The 18,240-nt window shown below is 58.1% G+C and carries 19 protein-coding genes and 1 pseudogene; 9 read left to right on the top strand and 11 right to left on the bottom strand.

Annotation, left to right across the window (positions count from 1 at the left end; genetic code table 11):
- Nucleotides 1–67: 67 nt before the first annotated feature.
- Nucleotides 68–574, top strand: coding sequence for a hypothetical protein (locus tag LRO94_RS22310; protein ID WP_179179952.1), 507 nt, complete (start codon nt 68–70; stop codon nt 572–574).
- A gap of 81 nt (nt 575–655) precedes the next feature.
- On the opposite strand, the gene LRO94_RS28125 is transcribed toward LRO94_RS22310, so the two are convergent.
- A complete protein-coding gene (locus LRO94_RS28125; protein WP_371854016.1) occupies nt 656–1,225 on the bottom strand; it encodes a methyl-accepting chemotaxis protein in 570 nt (189 codons plus the stop codon).
- Nucleotides 1,199–1,975, bottom strand: a pseudogene (locus LRO94_RS28130) (PAS domain-containing protein); the annotation flags it as partial. The pseudogene LRO94_RS28130 and the gene LRO94_RS28125, both read right to left, overlap by 27 nt.
- 501 nt (nt 1,976–2,476) lie before the next feature.
- Between LRO94_RS28130 and LRO94_RS22320 the strand changes: the two are divergent.
- Both LRO94_RS22320 and LRO94_RS22325 read left to right on the top strand, forming a co-directional pair.
- Nucleotides 2,477–2,914, top strand: a complete 438-nt coding sequence (locus tag LRO94_RS22320; protein WP_032891021.1) for a GNAT family N-acetyltransferase — start codon at nt 2,477–2,479, stop codon at nt 2,912–2,914.
- A gap of 59 nt (nt 2,915–2,973) precedes the next feature.
- On the top strand, nt 2,974–3,792 hold the full coding sequence (locus LRO94_RS22325) for a class I SAM-dependent methyltransferase (protein WP_122680747.1): 819 nt from the start codon (nt 2,974–2,976) through the stop codon (nt 3,790–3,792).
- Nucleotides 3,793–3,862: 70 nt separating this feature from the next.
- Here the strand turns inward: LRO94_RS22325 and def are convergent, their stop codons facing one another.
- The 3 genes from def to LRO94_RS22340 form a co-directional block, all read right to left on the bottom strand.
- Nucleotides 3,863–4,402 carry a peptide deformylase gene (gene def, locus LRO94_RS22330; RefSeq protein WP_032891019.1) on the bottom strand — a complete coding sequence of 180 codons (540 nt, stop codon included), beginning with the start codon at nt 4,400–4,402 and terminating at the stop codon, nt 3,863–3,865.
- On the bottom strand, nt 4,399–5,355 hold the full coding sequence (locus LRO94_RS22335; RefSeq protein WP_032891018.1) for a YihY/virulence factor BrkB family protein: 957 nt from the start codon (nt 5,353–5,355) through the stop codon (nt 4,399–4,401). Before LRO94_RS22335 ends, def begins: the two co-directional genes overlap by 4 nt.
- 181 nt (nt 5,356–5,536) lie before the next feature.
- Nucleotides 5,537–5,722, bottom strand: coding sequence for a CsbD family protein (locus LRO94_RS22340; RefSeq protein ID WP_032891017.1), 186 nt, complete (start codon nt 5,720–5,722; stop codon nt 5,537–5,539).
- Between the two features lie 199 nt (nt 5,723–5,921).
- Here LRO94_RS22340 and LRO94_RS22345 point away from each other — a divergent pair, with 199 nt between their 5' ends.
- On the top strand, nt 5,922–6,299 hold the full coding sequence (locus LRO94_RS22345; RefSeq protein WP_032891015.1) for a hypothetical protein: 378 nt from the start codon (nt 5,922–5,924) through the stop codon (nt 6,297–6,299).
- 191 nt (nt 6,300–6,490) lie between these two features.
- Here LRO94_RS22345 and fadD1 read toward each other — a convergent pair whose 3' ends face one another.
- Complete coding sequence (gene fadD1, locus LRO94_RS22350; protein ID WP_032891014.1) at nt 6,491–8,182, bottom strand: long-chain-fatty-acid--CoA ligase FadD1; 1,692 nt, start codon at nt 8,180–8,182, stop codon at nt 6,491–6,493.
- A 388-nt stretch (nt 8,183–8,570) separates the two neighbouring features.
- On the bottom strand, nt 8,571–10,259 hold the full coding sequence (gene fadD2, locus LRO94_RS22355; RefSeq protein WP_032891013.1) for a long-chain-fatty-acid--CoA ligase FadD2: 1,689 nt from the start codon (nt 10,257–10,259) through the stop codon (nt 8,571–8,573).
- Between the two features lie 200 nt (nt 10,260–10,459).
- On the opposite strand from fadD2, the gene LRO94_RS22360 reads away from it, so the two are divergent.
- Both LRO94_RS22360 and LRO94_RS22365 read left to right on the top strand, forming a co-directional pair.
- Entirely contained in the window at nt 10,460–11,404 is a 945-nt protein-coding gene (locus tag LRO94_RS22360) for an alpha/beta hydrolase (RefSeq protein ID WP_032891012.1), read from the top strand.
- A 69-nt stretch (nt 11,405–11,473) separates the two neighbouring features.
- The gene (locus LRO94_RS22365) at nt 11,474–11,944 is read left to right on the top strand and encodes a MaoC family dehydratase (protein ID WP_024077080.1); all 471 of its coding nucleotides are present in this window, start codon (nt 11,474–11,476) and stop codon (nt 11,942–11,944) included.
- A 136-nt stretch (nt 11,945–12,080) separates the two neighbouring features.
- Here the strand turns inward: LRO94_RS22365 and LRO94_RS22370 are convergent, their stop codons facing one another.
- Complete coding sequence (locus LRO94_RS22370; protein WP_032891010.1) at nt 12,081–12,548, bottom strand: ferritin-like domain-containing protein; 468 nt, start codon at nt 12,546–12,548, stop codon at nt 12,081–12,083.
- Nucleotides 12,549–12,756: 208 nt separating this feature from the next.
- Between LRO94_RS22370 and LRO94_RS22375 the strand changes: the two genes are divergently transcribed.
- Together LRO94_RS22375 and LRO94_RS22380 are read left to right on the top strand one after the other, a co-directional pair.
- Nucleotides 12,757–12,993: a DUF3820 family protein gene (locus LRO94_RS22375; RefSeq protein WP_032891009.1), complete on the top strand. Its 237-nt coding sequence runs from the start codon at nt 12,757–12,759 to the stop codon at nt 12,991–12,993.
- A gap of 14 nt (nt 12,994–13,007) precedes the next feature.
- The gene (locus LRO94_RS22380) at nt 13,008–14,183 is read left to right on the top strand and encodes an aminotransferase class V-fold PLP-dependent enzyme (RefSeq protein WP_032891008.1); all 1,176 of its coding nucleotides are present in this window, start codon (nt 13,008–13,010) and stop codon (nt 14,181–14,183) included.
- Between the two features lie 92 nt (nt 14,184–14,275).
- Here LRO94_RS22380 and LRO94_RS22385 read toward each other — a convergent pair whose 3' ends face one another.
- From LRO94_RS22385 to zwf, 3 genes are read right to left on the bottom strand one after another with little or no spacing between them, the layout of a single operon-like run.
- The gene (locus LRO94_RS22385) at nt 14,276–14,941 is read right to left on the bottom strand and encodes a bifunctional 4-hydroxy-2-oxoglutarate aldolase/2-dehydro-3-deoxy-phosphogluconate aldolase (protein WP_017735662.1); all 666 of its coding nucleotides are present in this window, start codon (nt 14,939–14,941) and stop codon (nt 14,276–14,278) included.
- Between the two features lie 17 nt (nt 14,942–14,958).
- A complete protein-coding gene (pgl, locus tag LRO94_RS22390; protein WP_032891007.1) occupies nt 14,959–15,672 on the bottom strand; it encodes a 6-phosphogluconolactonase in 714 nt (237 codons plus the stop codon).
- A complete protein-coding gene (gene zwf / locus LRO94_RS22395) occupies nt 15,659–17,125 on the bottom strand; it encodes a glucose-6-phosphate dehydrogenase (RefSeq protein WP_032891006.1) in 1,467 nt (488 codons plus the stop codon). The genes pgl and zwf overlap by 14 nt, the downstream gene beginning before the upstream one ends.
- Nucleotides 17,126–17,344: 219 nt before the next feature.
- Here zwf and LRO94_RS22400 point away from each other — a divergent pair, with 219 nt between their 5' ends.
- Nucleotides 17,345–18,205, top strand: a complete 861-nt coding sequence (locus LRO94_RS22400) for a MurR/RpiR family transcriptional regulator (protein ID WP_179180114.1) — start codon at nt 17,345–17,347, stop codon at nt 18,203–18,205.
- The last annotated feature ends 35 nt before the right edge of the window (nt 18,206–18,240 follow it).

Here is an 18,240-nt window from a genome sequence, read left to right on the forward strand (position 1 = left end):
GACTTTCGCGCCCGGCACGCTATTTGCTCCAGCTGTAGCACCGTACATTTCCTCCAGGTGCCCGATCATGCTGGTTAACAACAACACCCAAGCCGTATCGACCGTCCAACAGCTCAAACGCCCCGATATGGATCCAGCCAACGCTGCCGCCAGTGCGCTGTACAGCGGCGCCGTTCAAGCCGCGCAGCAAAGTGTGACCGTACCGGTCGCGCAGAAGGACCTGGACAAAGCCACCGACCGTATCGACGAAGCCTTCGCCGAGACCCGCGTGCAGTTGCAAGCCTCCACCACGGCAACCACCTCCTCGACCGAGACGCCTGCCACCACATCCACCTCTGGCGCGCGCTCTGAATTCACGGAGTACATGAGCAAAACCCCGGCCGAACGCATCCGTGAGCAGTTGCTCAAGGAGCAGGGTTTGACTGAGGCGGATGTACAGAACATGTCCCTGGAAAAACAGGACGCGATTTCCAGGCAAGTGGCCGACCGGTTGAAGCAGCAACAAGAGCAGCAAGTAGCGGCGAAAGCCACTGATCCTGCGCACTCGGTGAAAGAAACCCTGGCGGCAATCTAAGCCACACATCGGGTCAACCTGTGGGAGAACTTGGTCTCTCCCACAGGGATTGGCTTTCCAAATTGGAAATGGATAGGTTGGCTATTGCAGTTGAAGCGTCGAATTGAACTGCCCGATCGCATCCACCACATGCCGTGACCCTTCCTGAATCTCCAGGATCACCTGCCCCGCCTCGTTCGCCAGTTCCACCCCCAACCCCGTTCGGCTCAAGCTCGACTGCATGCTCGACACTGCGCTCAACGACAGATCATGGTTCTTGCGCACCACCTCCACAATCTCCACCGTGGCGTGGCTGGTACGTGCGGCGAGGCTGCGCACTTCGTCGGCCACCACCGCAAACCCGCGTCCGTGCTCACCGGCTCGTGCCGCTTCAATCGCGGCGTTGAGCGCCAGCATATTGGTTTGCTCGGCAATGCTGCGGATGGTCTGCACAATGGCGCCAATGATGTCCGACTGCTTGCTCACCGCGTCGATGCTCTGTGCCGCCTGGTTCAAATTGTGAGAAATCTCTTCGATGATCTGCACGGTTTGCTGCACCACCTCCGATCCTTTGCGCGCGCAGGCGTCGTTTTGTACCGAGGTGGCGTGAGCCGAATCGGCGGCGGTGCGCAGGGTGGTCACTTGGTCGGTGATATCGCTGGCGAATTTCACCACTTTGTACAGGCGCCCGTTGGTGTCGAAAATCGGGTTGTAGGACGCTTCCAAAAACAGGGTTTTGCCGTATTTGTTTTTGCGCTCGAAGCGGTGCGAGTGGTATTCGCCGCGATTGAGGGACGCCCAGAACGCTTTGTACGCCGGCGACTCTACTTCGCTGCGATGGCAAAACAGGCTGTGGTGCTGGCCGACGATTTCATCCAGTGAGTACTGCACGGTCTTCAGAAAGTTGTTATTGGCCTTGAGAATCTGGCCTTGAGGGGTGAACTCGATCATCGCCATGGAGCGGCTGATGGCGTCGATCAGGCTCTGGTTTTCATGTTCATGGTGGACCCGCGCGGAAATATCGGACGCGACTTTGATCACACTCTGTACGTGGTTGTCGCTGTCCAGCACGGGCATATAGCTGGCTTCGAGCCACACCTCCTGGCCGTGCCTGTTCAAGCGTACGAACGTGCCGCTGAGGGCCTCGCCCCGCGCCAGGTCGCGCCAAAGCTTGGCGTAGGCGTCGGTATGGGTGTAGGCCTCGTCACAAAAGATCCGATGATGCTGGCCGCGAATTTCCTCGGCGCTGTAGCCCATGGTTTTGCAAAAGTTGTCATTGGCATCGAGTATCACCCCATCGCGATCAAATTCGATCATGGCCATGGAACGGCTGATAGCGGCGAGTTTGGCGTTGGATTCGGTGAGTGCACAGGAGAAACGCTGGATTTCAAGCAGGTCAGACTTGTGATGGAGGTTGAACATGTCGGACACCCTTAAGTAACCCGCGCCTGGCTAGGCGCATTCCATTCATCAGTTGGATAGTGCTGGCAGACCTTTATGGGATAACCATCCGAAACGCTTTACACGCCGAGCGTCATCAACGGTTCTGGGTGAGCATAGACAGGGCTTGGCGCTATGCAAGGCCACCAGTCAGCCATTAGTTATGGCAAGGCGGGGCAGGAAGGGAGGTTGAGCGCGGGGCAGGGAACGGCCAACAGAGAGGGTTGCGTTGGCCGCTTAAAATCCTTCAGTTGAACGGTGATCAGTGACCGAACAGGCCGCTCTCGGATTTCTTGGTTTTTTTGTCGGCGCGTTTTTCATCGGCGGTCTTTGCCGGTTTCTTCTTCGCTGCTTTCTTTGAATCCATACCTTTGGCCATGATGCGTGCTCCACTGAAAGGGGATGTAACACTGGGTATAACACCGATCACCCGCCAGAAGGGGTTTATAATCCGCGCCCCTTTATAAAGCCTGTCTGAACACCATGACTGAGTTGTCCATTGATCTGCTGGCAGAGCCTCTGTGGCCGCTGCTGAACAAGTTCTACCGCAGCCACGACTCGTCGATGAAGGCCCTCAAAGGTGGGCGTTTATGGGTGGCGCGCGATGGTGAAATTGTCGCCGGGCTGTGCCTGTCGCCGGTGGTAGGCGGGCAATGGCTGACCGGAGTGTTTGTGGCTCCGGCGTATCGCCGCCAAGGGTTGGCGGCGCGCTTGATTCTTCAGGCAATAGCTGATGTGCAAGGCACGGTATGGCTGCTGTGCCATCCAGACCTGGAAAGCCTGTATCAGCGCATTGGATTCACCCAGGATACGATCCTGCCCCAATCCCTCAGCGAACGGCTGGTGCGTTACAAGCGCAACAAACCGATGATCGCCATGGGCTTAGAACCGTTGGTGAGGTCGACCTCAGATAATGTGTGATCGGCCGGTAAAGCGCCCATGCTAGCCTCGGCAGCACAGTGGCCTTTACCAGGATGATCATGAAACCGACGCTTGCAGCCCTCGCCCTCACCGCCCTCCTCGCCCCGGCCTTGAGCCAGGCAGCCGACGCCCCCATCAGTGCCCAGCAATACGCCAGCGTGCTCGCCGGCAGTTGGCGCGACCCAGCAAACAGCGCCCGCGATGGGTATCGGCATCCACAGCAGACCTTGGAATTCTTTGGCCTGGGCGCCAAACAGAGCGTGATCGAAATCACCCCCGGCGGCGGCTGGTACAGCGAGGTGCTGGCGCCATTGCTCAAGGACCAAGGGCACTACATCGCTGCGGTGCAGGCCGCGAGCAGCAGCGCTTACGCGCGTACGTCCGAAGAAAACCTCAAGAAAAAATTTGCCGCCGACCCTACGCGTTATGCCAAGGCCGAGGTGATCGAGTTCGACCCCAAGGCACCGGTATTCGGCAAACCGGCCTCGGTCGATACGGTGCTGACATTCCGCAATGTGCACAACTGGGTGCTGGCTGATACCGACAGGGCCACTTTCAACGCGTTCTACAAGGTGCTTAAACCCGGTGGCGTGCTAGGTGTTGTGGATCACCGCGCCAAAGACGGAGCGTCGCTGGAAGACATCAAGCACAGCGGCTATCTGACCACAGCGTATGTGGTGAAACTGGCCACCGACGCGGGCTTCAAACTGGAGGGGCAAAGCGAGGTGAATGCCAACCCGAAAGACACCAAAGACTACCCGGAGGGCGTGTGGACATTGCCGCCGGCATTGAAGCTGGGAGAGCAGGACAAGGCCAAGTATGTGGCGATTGGCGAATCGGATCGGATGACGTTGAAGTTCGTGAAGCCGACCCGATAACCCGATATGAAGCGCGATTCAAATATGGGAGGCGCTTGGCCTCCCACATTTTTTCAGTGTGTCTGGGGGATTACTCGTCAGCCGTTGGGTCCATGTCGGGGAACATCACTTCGATAAACCCGAACTTGCTGAAGTCGGTGATCCGCGACGGATACAACCGGCCAATCAGGTGATCGCACTCGTGCTGCACCACCCGCGCATGAAAGCCGTCGGCAGTGCGGACGATCGGCTCACCCTTGGGGTCGAAACCTTCGTAGCGGATCTGCTGGTAACGGTCCACTGCGCCGCGCAGACCGGGTACCGACAGGCAACCTTCGTAGCCTTCTTCCAGCACTGGGCTGAGCGGCGTGATCAACGGGTTGATGAGAATAGTCTGCGGCACCGGCGGCGCGTCCGGGTAGCGCTCGCTGGCTTCAAATCCAAAGATCACCAGTTGCAGGTCGACGCCAATCTGCGGCGCCGCCAGACCTACACCGCCGACGTGCTCCATGGTCTGGAACATGTCGTCGATCAATTGCCACAGCTCGGGGCTGTCGAACATCTCCGGCGGAACCGGTGGCGCGATACGCAGCAGGCGCTCATCGCCCATTTTCAGGATTTCACGAATCATTGATCAGGCTCAACGGGGGTGGGCTTGGAGTGGTCACGGCCTAGGCCTGAGACGTGCTGTTTTTCATCGGTGTGGCCGGGTTCATCGAACTCTTTTTCACCGGGATCTTTACCCTCGGCCGACATGTGTTCGATCACGGCATTCATCTCCGCGCCGAGCAGCAGCACGGCAGCGGAAATATAGAAGTACAAAAGCAGGACGATGATCGCACCGATACTGCCATACATGGCGTTGTAGTCGGCGAAGGTTTTGACGTAGTAGCCAAACCCTAGGGAGGCCACGATCCACACCACCACTGCGAGTACCGAGCCTGGGGTGATAAAGCGGAATTTCTGCTCGACGTCAGGCATCACGTAGTACATCAAGGCCACGGCAAACATCAGCAAAATCACGATGAGCGGCCAACGCAGGATGGTCCACAAGGTGACCACGAACTCCTGCATGCCGATCTGCCCCGCCACCCATTCCATCACTTGGGGGCCGAGCACCATCAACGCCGCAGCGGCCAACAGCATGCCGGCGATACCAATGGTGTAGAAAATCGACAGCGGAAAACGCTTCCAAATCGGCCGCCCTTCCACCACGTCGTAGGCTGCGTTCATGGCGCTCATCATCAACCGTACACCAGCCGAAGCGGTCCACAGCGCAATCACGATACCCACCGACAGCAGGCCACCCTTGGACTGCTGCAACTGGTCGATCACCGGGTTGACCTGCTCCAAAGCCTGGGGCGGCAACACCAGTTCCGACTGCAGGCGCAGCCAGGTAAAGAAGTCTGGCAGGTGCAGGAAACCGATCAGGGCAATCAGGAACAGCAGGAAGGGAAACAGCGAGAACAGCATCTGGTAGGCCAGTGCAGACGCGTAGGTGGACATCTCGTCGTCGACGAATTCCTTGACGGTGCGTACCAGCACCTTGTGCAGCTTGAGACCATCGAGAACCGGAAAGATCATAGCGTCTCCTTTCGCCGCAAAGAGGGTGAGATCGTGGGCGACTCAGGGGCCGTTTTCTACATCAAAGTAGCCCATATGGCGACTTTGAAACAATTTCGAAAATTTAGTTGCAATAAGGGATACAAAAACGGCCATCCGTGGATGGCCGCCGGGCTGTACGAATACAGCCAGTGATACAGACTTACTTGGTCGCTTTTTTGACCGCATCTTTGGTATCGCCGACTGCTTTCTGCACTTCGCCTTTCTTTTCCTGAATCACACCTTCAGCTTGAAGCTTGTCGTTGCCGGTCACTTTGCCGACGCCTTGCTTGATGTTGCCGATCGCTTCGTTTGCCAAGCCTTTTGCCTTGTCCGATGTGCTGCTCATGGTATTTCTCCGAAAGAACAATCAAGGGTTTTGGTGATTACACAAAGATTGACCAGAGGCCGTTCGGCAGAGTTTCAATTATTTTCAGCGGGCATTTCGTCCAAAACGGCAGGTTTGACTTTATGTTTGTCGACCAACCCACGAGAATGCGCGGCACATTCAGGCTATAACGCTGAATAACAGATCCCGTAGGAAGGTTATGAAACTCAATAAAGCACAGGCCATCGCCCGTAGAAACCAGGAACTGGGCGGTGCCGTACTCGGCGTCAACAACTGCCATTTCACCGACCTGGACCGCAAGCGCAATATCTGGTGGTTCGACCTGCCGCTAGGTCGTATTGCGGTGGGCCATTACGAGTGGATTCACTTGTTGATGCACAACGCCGAGACGGACCAGTTGCTGCACCTGAAGGTGCCGACGGCGTTCCTGCGCGAGCATATCGAAGGTCTGGTAGTGCGCAATTCGGGCAAGCGCAAGCCCGAGATTACGTTGGAATTGAGCGCGGACAAGGATTCGTTCCTTAAAGACGTACGCCCAGCCGGCGCTAACGTGAGCTTCGCGCATTTCGCCCTGTAAGCACCGGATTTAAAGGTGGAAGGCGCGGTGCGACGATATGACTTGCTCTCGATAGCAGAGTGTCAGTCACTGAATCTGGTGACTGATCCCCCCTATCGGAGGCAAGTCGAATCGTCGCACCGCCCATCCCACATTGGATTGCATTCCAATCCAGTCATTAAAAAACCCGCATCGGCGGGTTTTTTATCGGCTTACTTTTTCAGGCCCAGCTTCTTCAACTCTTCATCACGCAATTCACGACGCAGGATCTTACCCACGTTGGTGGTCGGCAATGCGTCGCGGAACTCAACAGCCTTGGGCACCTTGTAGGCGGTGACGTTGGCGCGCATATGCTCCATCACCTGATCCTTGGTGAGGGTCGCGCCCGGCTTGACCACGATGAAAAGCTTGATGATCTCCCCCGATTTCTCGTCCGGCACGCCGATGGCCGCGCATTGCAGCACACCCGGCAGCCCTGCCAGTACGTCTTCCAGCTCATTGGGGTACACGTTGAAACCTGAGACCAGGATCATGTCTTTCTTGCGGTCGACAATACGCATGTAGCCGTCCGGCTGGATGATCGCGATGTCGCCGGTCTTCAGCCAGCCTTCGCTGTCGAGCATCTCGTCGGTGGCGTCCTGGCGCTGCCAATAGCCCTTCATCACCTGCGGGCCCTTGACGCACAGCTCGCCAGTTTCGCCCAGCGCCAGCTCGGTGCCGTCATCGGCAATGACTTTGCACACCGTGGACGGCACCGGAATGCCGATGGTGCCGATCTGGATGTGCTGGATCGGGTTCACAGTGGCCACCGGGCTGGTTTCGGTCATGCCGTAACCTTCGCAGATGCCACACCCGGTCACGGCCTTCCAACGCTCGGCGGCCGCCAGTTGCAGGGCCATGCCGCCCGACAGGGTGACCTTGAGTGCAGAGAAGTCCAGCTTGCGGAAGCCTTCGTTATTGCACAGCGCCACGAACAAGGTGTTGAGACCGACAAAGCCGCTGAACTTCCACTTCGACAGTTCCTTGACCATTGCCGGCAAGTCACGCGGATTGCTGATCAGGATGTTGTGGTTGCCGATCAGCATCATCGCCATGCAATGAAAGGTGAACGCATAGATGTGGTACAGCGGCAGCGGCGTGATCAGGATCTCGCAGCCTTCATTGAGGTTGGAGCCCATCAGCGCCTTGCACTGCAACATATTGGCAACGAGGTTGCGATGGGTGAGCATCGCGCCCTTCGCTACGCCGGTGGTGCCGCCGGTGTATTGCAACACGGCCACGTCACTGCTCGCCGGGTTGACGTCGTTGACTGGTTGGCCGTTGCCCTTGGCGAGTACGTCGTTGAACTTGATCGCCTGTGGCAAGTGGTAGGCCGGGACCATTTTCTTAACGTACTTGATGACGCTGTTGATCAGCAGGCGCTTGAGCGGCGGCAACAGGTCGGCGACTTCGGTGACGATCACATGCTTGACGGCGGTCTTGGGCACGACCTTTTCCGCCAAGTGGGCCATGTTGGCCAGGCAGACCAGGGCCTTGGCACCGGAGTCGTTGAATTGGTGTTCCATTTCCCGCGCGGTGTACAGCGGGTTGGTGTTGACCACGATCAGGCCGGCACGGATGGCGCCGAATACCGCGACCGGGTATTGCAGGACGTTGGGCAGTTGCACGGCGATGCGATCGCCGGGTTTCAAGTCGGTATGTTGTTGCAGGTACGCGGCGAAGGCGCCGGACAATTCGTACAGTTCACCGTAGGTGATTGTCTTGCCCAGGTTGCTGAAAGCCGGTTTGTTAGCGAAGCGCTGGCAGGACTGTTTCAGTACCGCCTGAATATTTGGATACTCGTCTGGATTGATTTCTGCAGCAATCCCGGCGGGGTACTTATCCTTCCAAAAGTCTTCGTTCATGGAAGCCCACTCCTCAGCGACGCGAATTCATCATCGCATTTGATGCGATTATTATTGGTGTATGTTTTTTTAGGTGAATCTGGCGCTTACAAGCAGGCCTAGACGTCACAAAGCGCGCCGAGAGTAGCAGCTTTGCCAAGGGCCGACTAGAGCCAAAAGCGGGCCTCACAGTCATAAACTCGACTGTAGGACAATATTTAGTCACAATTATTTTGGCGCTCGAATTACCCACTGAAAGGCTCTGGAATGGGGCCTTCAGAACAATCAAAAACAAATGAGGGAGGGGGCTTGCTCCCGATTGCCGTGGTTCAGTCAACACATTCAGTGACTGATACACCGCTATCGGGAGCAAGCCCCCTCCCTCATTTGATTGCATTTCAATTCATGGTCAGGCGATGTCGCGTAGCTCCCTGCGCAGAATCTTGCCCACTGGCGTCATCGGCAACGAGTCTCGTAACACAATCTGCTTGGGCACCTTGTACCCCGTGAAGTTGGCCTTGCAGTAGGTCTTCAACTCCTCAAGGCTCACGCCTTCGGCACGCGCCACCACAAACAACTTAACCGCCTCCCCCGTGCGCTCGTCCGGCACGCCGATCACCGCGCAGTTGGCCACGGCCGGGTGCGCCATCACCACGTCTTCGATCTCGTTGGGGTACACGTTGAAACCCGAGACGATGATCAGGTCTTTCTTGCGATCGACAATGCGTACAAAGCCATCCTCATCGATCACCGCGATGTCGCCGGTCTTGAGCCAACCCTCAGCGTCCAGGCTCTCGGCCGTGGCGGCCGGTTGCTGCCAGTAGCCCTTCATCACCTGCGGGCCCTTGATGCACAGCTCGCCGCGTTCGCCCAGAGGCAACTCCACGCCTTCGTCATCAATCACCTTCATCGCGGTAGCCGGCACGGGAATGCCCACGGTACCGAGGCGCGATTTGTTGCCGTAGGGGTTGGTGCACGCCACCGGTGAGGTTTCTGTCAGGCCGTAGCCCTCGCCAATCGTACAGCCGGTGACTTGCTGCCAGCGTTCGGCCGTGGCCTTGATCAGTGCCGTACCACCGGAGTTGGTGAGTTTGAGGTGGGAGAAATCCAGGGTCTTGAATTCCGGATGGTCCATCAACGCCACAAACAGCGTGTTAAGCCCCAGCAGCCCGGTAAAGCGCCACTTTTTCAGCTCCTTGATAAACCCGCCGATGTCCCGCGGGTTGGTGATCAGTACGTTGTGGTTACCCGTGACCATCATGCACATGCAGTTCGCGGTGAAGGCATAGATGTGGTAAAGCGGCAGCGGCGCGATCATCACCTCCTGCCCTTCCTTGATCAAAGGATGGCCGTCGTCGCCGACCTGAGACATGCACGCACGCGCCTGCTGCATGTTTGCCACCAGGTTGCCATGGGTGAGCATCGCGCCCTTGGCCAGGCCGGTCGTGCCGCCGGTGTATTGCAGCACGGCGATGTCATCCAGGGTCACGGGGTGACGGGTCACCGCCAGGCCCGAGCCCATGCGCAGGGCACGCTTGAATGACACCGCGCGCGGCAGGCTATAGGCCGGGACCATCTTCTTGACCTTGTCGACCACGGTATTGACCAGCCAGCCTTTGGCGGCGGGCAGGAAGTCGCCCATCTTGGCTTCGATCAGGTAGTCGATCTCGGTGTCGTTGCACACTTCCTGTACCCGCGAACCAAACAGGTTCAGGTAGACCAGCGCACGCACGCCGGCGTCCTTGAACTGGTGGCGCATCTCGCGCGGGGTGTACAGCGGGTTGGTGTTGACCACGATCAGCCCCGCGCGCAAGGCGCCGAACACGGCAATCGGATAATGCAGCACGTTGGGCATCTGCACTGCGATGCGCTCGCCGGGCTTGAGGTCGGTGTGCTGTTGCAGGTAACCGGCGAACGCCGCACTCTGGCGCTCAAGCTCGGCGTAGGTCAGGGTGATGCCCATGTTGCTGAATGCCGGACGGTCGGCAAAGGCCTTGCACGAGCGCTCGAAGACTTCGATCACCGACTTGTAGGCCGTGAGGTCGATATCGTTGGGAACGCCCGCCGCGCGTTTGTCATTCCAGAAACCAGGTTGCATTATTCTTGTCCCCTTACCTGAGTATGTCCGGCCGCTTATAACAAGCGGAGCTTTGGGGACGTTAGCAGCTATGACCAAACAGGCAAATACGCTAAATCGTGTCATTGATTGTATGAATCTTGCCGCTGATGCGTAGGCAGATACCCCGCCCCTCGGCAGATCAGCTATACACTGCAACGACCCATAGCAAAGGAAGCGCCATGAACCACAGCACCTTCTGGCTGACCGCGAATGACCGCAGCCGCCTGTACGTCAATCAATGGATGCCCGACGGCCCGGTTCACGCCGTAGTCATGCTGTCCCACGGCATGGCCGAGCACAGCGGGCGTTATGGACGCTTGGCCGAAGCGTTATGCAGCGCAGGCTATGGCGTGTATGCACCGGACCAGCGTGGCCATGGACGTACCGCCGACGAAGGTACGCTGGGGTTGTACGCCGAGAAGGATGGCTGGAACAAAGTGGTAGGCGACCTGGCAAGCCTCAATCAACACATCGGCCAGCAGCAACCAGGGCTGCCGATCATCCTGCTGGGCCACAGCATGGGCAGCTACATCGCCCAAGCCTACCTGCTGCACCACAGCGCCAGCCTGCACGGGGCAATTCTCAGTGGCTCGAATTTCCAACCGGTAGCGCTGTACCGCGCAGCGCGGGTGATCGCTCGGGCCGAACGTCTGCGCCAGGGTGTACGGGGGCGAAGTGCGCTGATCGAGTTCCTGTCGTTCGGCTCGTTCAACAAGGCCTTCAAGCCCAACCGCACGGCGTTCGACTGGCTCAGCCGTGACCCGGATGAAGTGGACAAATACATCAGCGATCCACTCTGCGGCTTCCGGTGTACCAACCAGCTGTGGATCGACCTGCTTGGCGGCTTGCAGCAAATCAGCAAAGCGTCCAATCTCGCCCAGATTGATCCGGGCCTGCCGATCCTCGTGATGGGCGGCGAATGTGATCCGGTGAGTGAGGGCAAGCGTCTCAAAAACCTGGCCCACGCCCTGCGTGAGGCCGGCTGCCAGCATCTGCAATTGAATGTGTACCCGCAGGCGCGTCACGAAGTGTTCAACGAAACCAACCGCGACGCCGTCACCGCGGATGTGCTGACGTGGCTCGACCAGGCCCTGACCTTGCGCAGGCCAGCCCGCTGCGAATAACTTTTCTTTTAAAATCAGCCGTTTAAAATCGGCCGATACTTACCGTTTAGCCACAGGATGCACCTTTAGATGACTCAGGTAACCAACACCCCGTACGAAGCCCTTGAAGTCGGCCAGACCGCCAGCTACAGCAAGACCGTCGAAGAGCGCGACATCCAGTTGTTCGCCGCCATGTCCGGCGACCACAACCCGGTGCACCTGGATGCCGAATACGCCAAGGCGACCATGTTCAAGGAGCGTATCGCCCACGGTATGTTCAGCGGCGCCTTGATCAGCGCGGCCGTTGCCTGCGAGCTGCCTGGGCCGGGCACTATCTATATCGGCCAGCAGATGACCTTCCAGAAGCCGGTCAAAATCGGCGATACCCTGACCGTGCGTCTGGAAATCCTCGAGAAGCTGCCGAAGTTTCGCGTACGTATCGCCACTCGCGTGTTCAATCAGCGTGACGAGTTGGTAGTGGATGGCGAGGCGGAAATCCTCGCGCCACGCAAACAGCAGGTCGTGACCTTGACCGAGCTTCCGCCGATCAGCATCGGCTGAGTCTGGTTTCAAGGCCAACGCCATACAAATGTGGGAGGGGGCTTGCTCCCGATTGCGGTGTGTCAGTCATTGAAATATCGACTGATCCACCGCTATCGGGGGCAAGCCCCCTCCCACAGTTGTTACACAGCAGGGCTTACGACTGAGCGCGAGCCTGGTTACGCAGGGCTTTCACCTGGTCGTGGTTGCGCTGTACGCCGTGATACTGACGCTCAACCAAGTCACGAATGCCCAGCAGGTTGTGCTTGTTGATCTTCTCGATCGCTTCTTTATAAGCCTTGAGTGCGTGGTCTTCGCCGCGCTCGGCTTCGTTCAGCACAGCCTCTTCATCTTTACCGGTAACCATCGACTTTACGTCGACCCAGCCACGGTGCAGGGCGCCGGCCACACTACCCGAATCTTCCGGATCACCACCCAGGGCACGCACGGCGGTTTTCAGCTCGGCGGCGGCGGTTGCACAGTCAGCGGAACGCTTGGCAAACAGCGCCTTGAGTTCTGGGTGTTTGATGTCTTCGGCGCATTCTTTGAAACCTTTCTGGCCGTCGATGCTGGTCTCGATCAGGTCATTGAGTACGGAGATCGATTCTTTATTGATGTCAGTCATTTTTCAATTCCTTAGGCAGGTTACGAAGGGTTGTCTTAATGATTGCAGCGCTCGTGCCAGGTTTTGAAAAACAACTTTTATGTTTAATTTCAACAACTTAAAAATATTTGAACGATCTGTATGTACGTTATTTGCATGATCTGTCATTTGGCCTTCATGCAGAATGCCTGTATTTTCGAACGTCTCGACTCACGCCATTGAATCCCCCATGAACCCCGAAAAACTCGAACTGCTGATCACCCGCGAAATGCCCTTCGGCAAATACAAGGGCCGGATCATCGCCGACCTGCCGGGTCCTTACCTGAACTGGTTTGCCCGCGAAGGCTTTCCCCACGGCGAGCTGGGCGGTTTGCTGGCCTTGATGCAGGAAATCGACCACAACGGCTTGTCGGAACTGCTCGAACCCTTGCGCACTAAACACGGCAAGCCCGCCCCGCGCCATTAATCAGGAACTGCGCCATGCAAGGGAATGCAAACAACGAACGTCACTGGCACGCCATCGCTCAGCGGTATGACCTGGAACCGGGTCCGATCAATCTTGAAAACGGCTACTTCGGGCGCATGAGCCGCGCAGTACAGGCGCAGTATCTGGACCATGTGGCGTTTATCAACCGCAGCAATTCGCTGCACGTGCGCCAGCGCTTTGAACAGGGCGAGAACGTCGAGATCCGCCGCCAATTGGCCGAATTAATCGATGTAGATCCTGAGTCGGTGGCCTTTACCCGCAATGCCACCGAAGCGTTGCAGTCGCTGATCCGCAACTACAACCGTCTGCAACCGGGCGACCAGGTGTTGATCAGTGATTTGGAGTACGACACCGTCAAGGGCGCCATGCGTTGGCTGGCCGGGGTTCGCGGTGTAGAGGTGATCGAGCTTTCCCACACGCACCCGGCCAGTTTCGACAGTCTGTTGCAGACCTATCGCAGTGCCTTCGCTGAGTACCCGCGTTTAAAGCTGATGGCGCTGACTCACGTCACCCACCGCACCGGCCTGGTGATGCCCGTCGCAGCCATCGCCAAGGCGGCGCGTGAACATGACGTCGACGTGATCCTCGATGGCGCCCATGCCCTGGGCCAGATCGACTTCAACCTCGCCGAGCTGGGTATCCAGTTCGCCGGCTTCAACCTGCATAAATGGATCGGTGCACCGCTGACCCTGGGCTTTCTGTATATCGCTCCGGAACGCCTGGCAGACATCGATCCGGACATGGGCGAATTCCACTACCCCATCACGGATGTTCGCGCACGCACGTCTTACAGCACGCCGAACTTTCCGGCGCTGATGACACTGCCATTGGTATTTGAAGAACATCGGGCATTGGGTGGCGCAGCAGCCAAAGGTGCTCGGGTGAATTACCTGCGCAATTTATGGGTAAGTCAGGTGCGACCACTGAAAGGCATTGAGGTCCTGACCTCGGATGATCCACGGCTGTATTGCGGGATTACCGCGTTCAAATTCGTCGGCCGCGATCAGCAGGGCATGGTCGATCGGTTACTCAAAGAGTACGACCTGTTTGCCACCACGCGAACCGGAGCAGCGTTTGGCACGTGTATTCGAGTGACGCCAGGGTTGGTGACCTCCGCGCAGGACATTCATGCGCTGATCAACGCTATTACCGAGTTGAGCGCCGAATAAGCGCTTTTCTACAGGCAAAAAAAAGCGGTACACCGACCAAGTGCACCGCAAAAATGCCGTTAAGCACAGCAACAACGATTCGGTAAATCAGATCAATCCAGCAGCGCCAGCGCCTCGGCGGTGACTTCCTGGATACGGGCCCAGTCGCCGTTCTTGATCCACTCAGGGTCAAGCATCCAGCTACCGCCTACGCACATCACGTTTTTCAACGCCATGTAGCTCTTGATGTTGGCCGGGCCAACGCCGCCGGTCGGGCAGAATTTCACTTCGCCGAACGGGCCGCCCAGAGCCTTGATCGCCGCCACGCCGCCGCTGACTTCGGCCGGGAACAGCTTGAAGCGGCGGTAGCCCAGGCCATAGCCTTCCATGATGCCGGAGGCGTTGCTGATGCCTGGCAGCAAAGGAATCGGGCTGTGCACCGAGGCTTCCAGCAGGTCGCGGGTAATCCCGGGGGTGACGATAAATTGCGAGCCAGCCACTTCGGCCGCTTCGAGCATGTGACGGTCGAGCACGGTGCCGGCACCAGTGCACAGTTCCGGACGCTGCTCGCGCAGTACCTGAATGGCCTTGAGGCCGAACTCGGAACGCAGGGTCACTTCCAATGCGGTCAAACCACCGGCTGCCAGGGCATCGGCCAGCGGCAGGATGTCCTGTTCGCGGGCGATGGTAATCACCGGCAGGATCCGCGCCTTGGCGCAGAGGCTGTCGATCAAGGCAACTTTATCCGCCATGGACACGGTCGGTTGGGGGCTTTTCATAGCGGCTGATCCTTGGCTCATGGGCACCAGTAAATCTCTAAAGTAGGTTGCAAAAACGCGCGAATCGGCATGGCAGCAACGTCGTCACTGGCCAGGGCGGCGCTCAAGGTGGTCAATTTCGAACTGCCGGAAATCGACAGCACGGTGTAGTTGGCCGTGGCCAGCAACGCGCGACTCATGGTCAGGCGCTGGTGCGGCACGGTCGGCGCCAGCATCGGCCAGCAACGGCGGGTACCGTCGGCCTGCAACGCTTCGGCGAGGTTCGGACTGTTGGGAAACAGCGATGCGGTGTGACCGTCATCGCCCATGCCCAGTACCAGCACATCAATGGCTGGCAACTCGGCCAGCAGGCGATCGGCCTGCTCGGCAGCGTCTTCTAGATTGGCGGCGGCGCTGTACAGACTCAAAAACTTGGCCTTGGCGGCCGGGCCTTGCAACAGATGCTGTTTCAACAAGCCAGCATTGCTGTCGGCATGTTCCACCGGCACCCAGCGCTCGTCGGCCAGGGTAATCGTGACCTTGGACCAGTCCAGGCCTTGCTTGGCCAAGTTCTGGAAAAACGCCACAGGGCTGCGGCCACCGGACACAACCAGGGTCGCTTCGCCACGGGCACTGATGGCCGTGCGCAGTTGCTCTGCCACGTCATTGGCCAGGCCGTCCGCCAGTTGCACTGGCGTGCGGTACTCATGGGCAGTTACGCCACGAGGCAGTTTCAATTCAGATATCGCCATACCAAGACCTCCCATCCCGCGTGATCAGTGCAATGGAGCTCATCGGCCCCCAGGACCCCGCCGCATACGGCTTGGGCGCATCACCGGATTTTTTCCACCCGGCGATCAACTGGTCACACCACTTCCACGCGGCTTCGATTTCATCTTTACGGACAAACAGGTTCTGATTGCCGCGCATCACTTCCAACAGCAAACGCTCGTAGGCATCGGGGATGCGCGCGCTGCGATAGGTGTCGGAAAAATTCAGTTGCAGAGGCCCGCTACGCAGTTGCATGCCCTTGTCCAGGCCCTGCTCCTTGGTCATCACACGCAGGGAAATCCCTTCGTCCGGCTGCAAGCGGATGATCAGTTTGTTGCTGATCTGCAAGCGCTGCTCGGGGGCGAAGATGTAGTGAGACGGTTCCTTGAAATGGATGACGATCTGCGACAGCTTCTGCGGCATGCGCTTGCCGGTGCGCAGATAGAACGGCACCCCGGCCCAACGCCAGTTACGAATATCGGCCCGCAGTGCGACGAACGTTTCGGTGTCGCTCTGGGTGTTGGAATTCTCTTCTTCCAGGTAACCCGGCACCGCTTTACCGGCGCTGTAGCCGGCGATGTACTGGCCACGTACAACCTGAGTGGTCAGGCCATCCGGGCTGATCGGCGCCAGGGCCTTGAGCACCTTGACCTTCTCGTCACGGATGCTGTCGGCGGACAAATCGGCCGGTGGGTCCATGGCGATCAGGCAAAGCAGTTGCAGCAGGTGGTTCTGAATCATGTCCCGCAACTGGCCTGCCTTATCGAAGTAGCCCCAACGGCCTTCGATACCGACTTGCTCGGCCACGGTGATTTCCACGTGGGAGATGTAGTTCTGGTTCCACTGGGTTTCGAACAGGCTGTTGGCGAAACGCAGGGCGATCAGGTTCTGGACGGTCTCTTTGCCCAGGTAGTGGTCGATACGGTAGGTGCGGTTTTCCGGGAAAAACTGCGCCACGGCATCGTTGACCTTGCGCGAGGACTCCAGGTCCGAACCGATGGGTTTTTCCAACACCACGCGGGTGTTTTCCGCCAGGCCGACCTTGGACAGGTTCTCGCAGATCGCGCCGTACACCGCGGCCGGGGTGGCGAAATAAGCGATCAGACGTTGCTCGGTACCCGCCAGTTCAGCCAGGGCCACGTAGTCGTCGGCCTTCATGAAGTCGACGTGGACGTAAGTCAGGCGCGCCAGGAAGCGCTGGGCGATGCTTTCGTCCAGTTCGTTGCCGACATATTTACGCAGTTCTTTTTCGATATGAGCCAGGTGCTGCTGCTCGGAACCGGCTTCACGGGCCAGGGCCAGGATGCGCGTGTCGTCGTGCAGCAGCCCAGCGCCATCAAGTTGATAGAGGGCAGGAAATAACTTGCGCAGCGCCAGATCACCCAAGGCGCCAAACAGGGCAAAGGTGCAGGGTTCTACGGTTATCGAAGGCATGATGTTTGTTCTTTTATCAAGTTAAGCTACAAATACCTTTTTTCAAGGCATCACTCAAGGAAAAATGTAGTAATAACCACAACATTTTCCCGAAATACGCATTCCGAGTGGTGGTGTTCAGCTACCCTCAGTAGGATAGGCCACCGCGAAAAGCCACTCGTCGATTGGCTGCCGCCCTTTATTTGCATCGTCGCCCGAAGGAAAGACTGAATGGACCGCGTGCGAAATCTTCTGGAACAGATCCGGAACCGCCTCGAAGAATTGAACAAGGCTGAGAAAAAAGTCGCCGAGGTCATCCTGCTCAACCCGCAGCAGGCGACCCGCTTCTCTATTGCCGCCCTTGCCCAGGCCGCTTCGGTCAGTGAACCGACGGTCAACCGTTTCTGCCGTTCGTTCGGCGTCAGCGGTTACCCTGAACTCAAATTGCAGTTGGCGCAAAGCCTGGCCAGTGGCGCAGCTTATGTCAGCCGTGCCGTGGAGGCCGATGATAACCCCGAGGCCTACACCCTGAAGATCTTTGGCAGCGCCATTGCGTCCCTGGACAGCGCCTGCCAGGCCTTGGACCCGAACCTGATCAGCAAGGCCGTGGACTTGTTGATCCAGGCGCGGCAGATCCACTTCTTCGGCCTGGGCGCGTCTGCGCCGGTGGCCATGGATGCGCTGCACAAGTTCTTCCGCTTCAACCTGTCGGTGACCGCCCACGCCGACGTGCTGATGCAACGCATGATCGCCTCAGTGGCGCACACCGGCGAGCTGTTCGTGATTATTTCCTACACCGGGCGTACCCGCGAGTTGGTGGAAGTAGCACGTATCGCACGGGAAAACGGCGCATCGGTGCTGGGCGTGACTGCCGAGAATTCACCGCTGGCAAAGGCCAGTACCGTGAGCCTGAACATTCCGCTGCCGGAAGACACCGACATCTATATGCCGATGACCTCGCGGATCATTCAGCTGACGGTGCTGGATGTGCTGGCCACCGGTATGACGTTGCGCCGCGGCGTGGATTTCCAGCCGCATCTGCGCAAGATCAAAGAGAGTTTGAATGACAGCCGGTATCCGGTTGGGGATGAGTTCAACTAAGCCAGTCTGTGTGTTGGCTTCACTGGCCTCATCGG

The sequence above is a fragment of the Pseudomonas sivasensis genome, assembly GCF_021391435.1.
Lineage (GTDB): Bacteria > Pseudomonadota > Gammaproteobacteria > Pseudomonadales > Pseudomonadaceae > Aquipseudomonas > Aquipseudomonas sivasensis.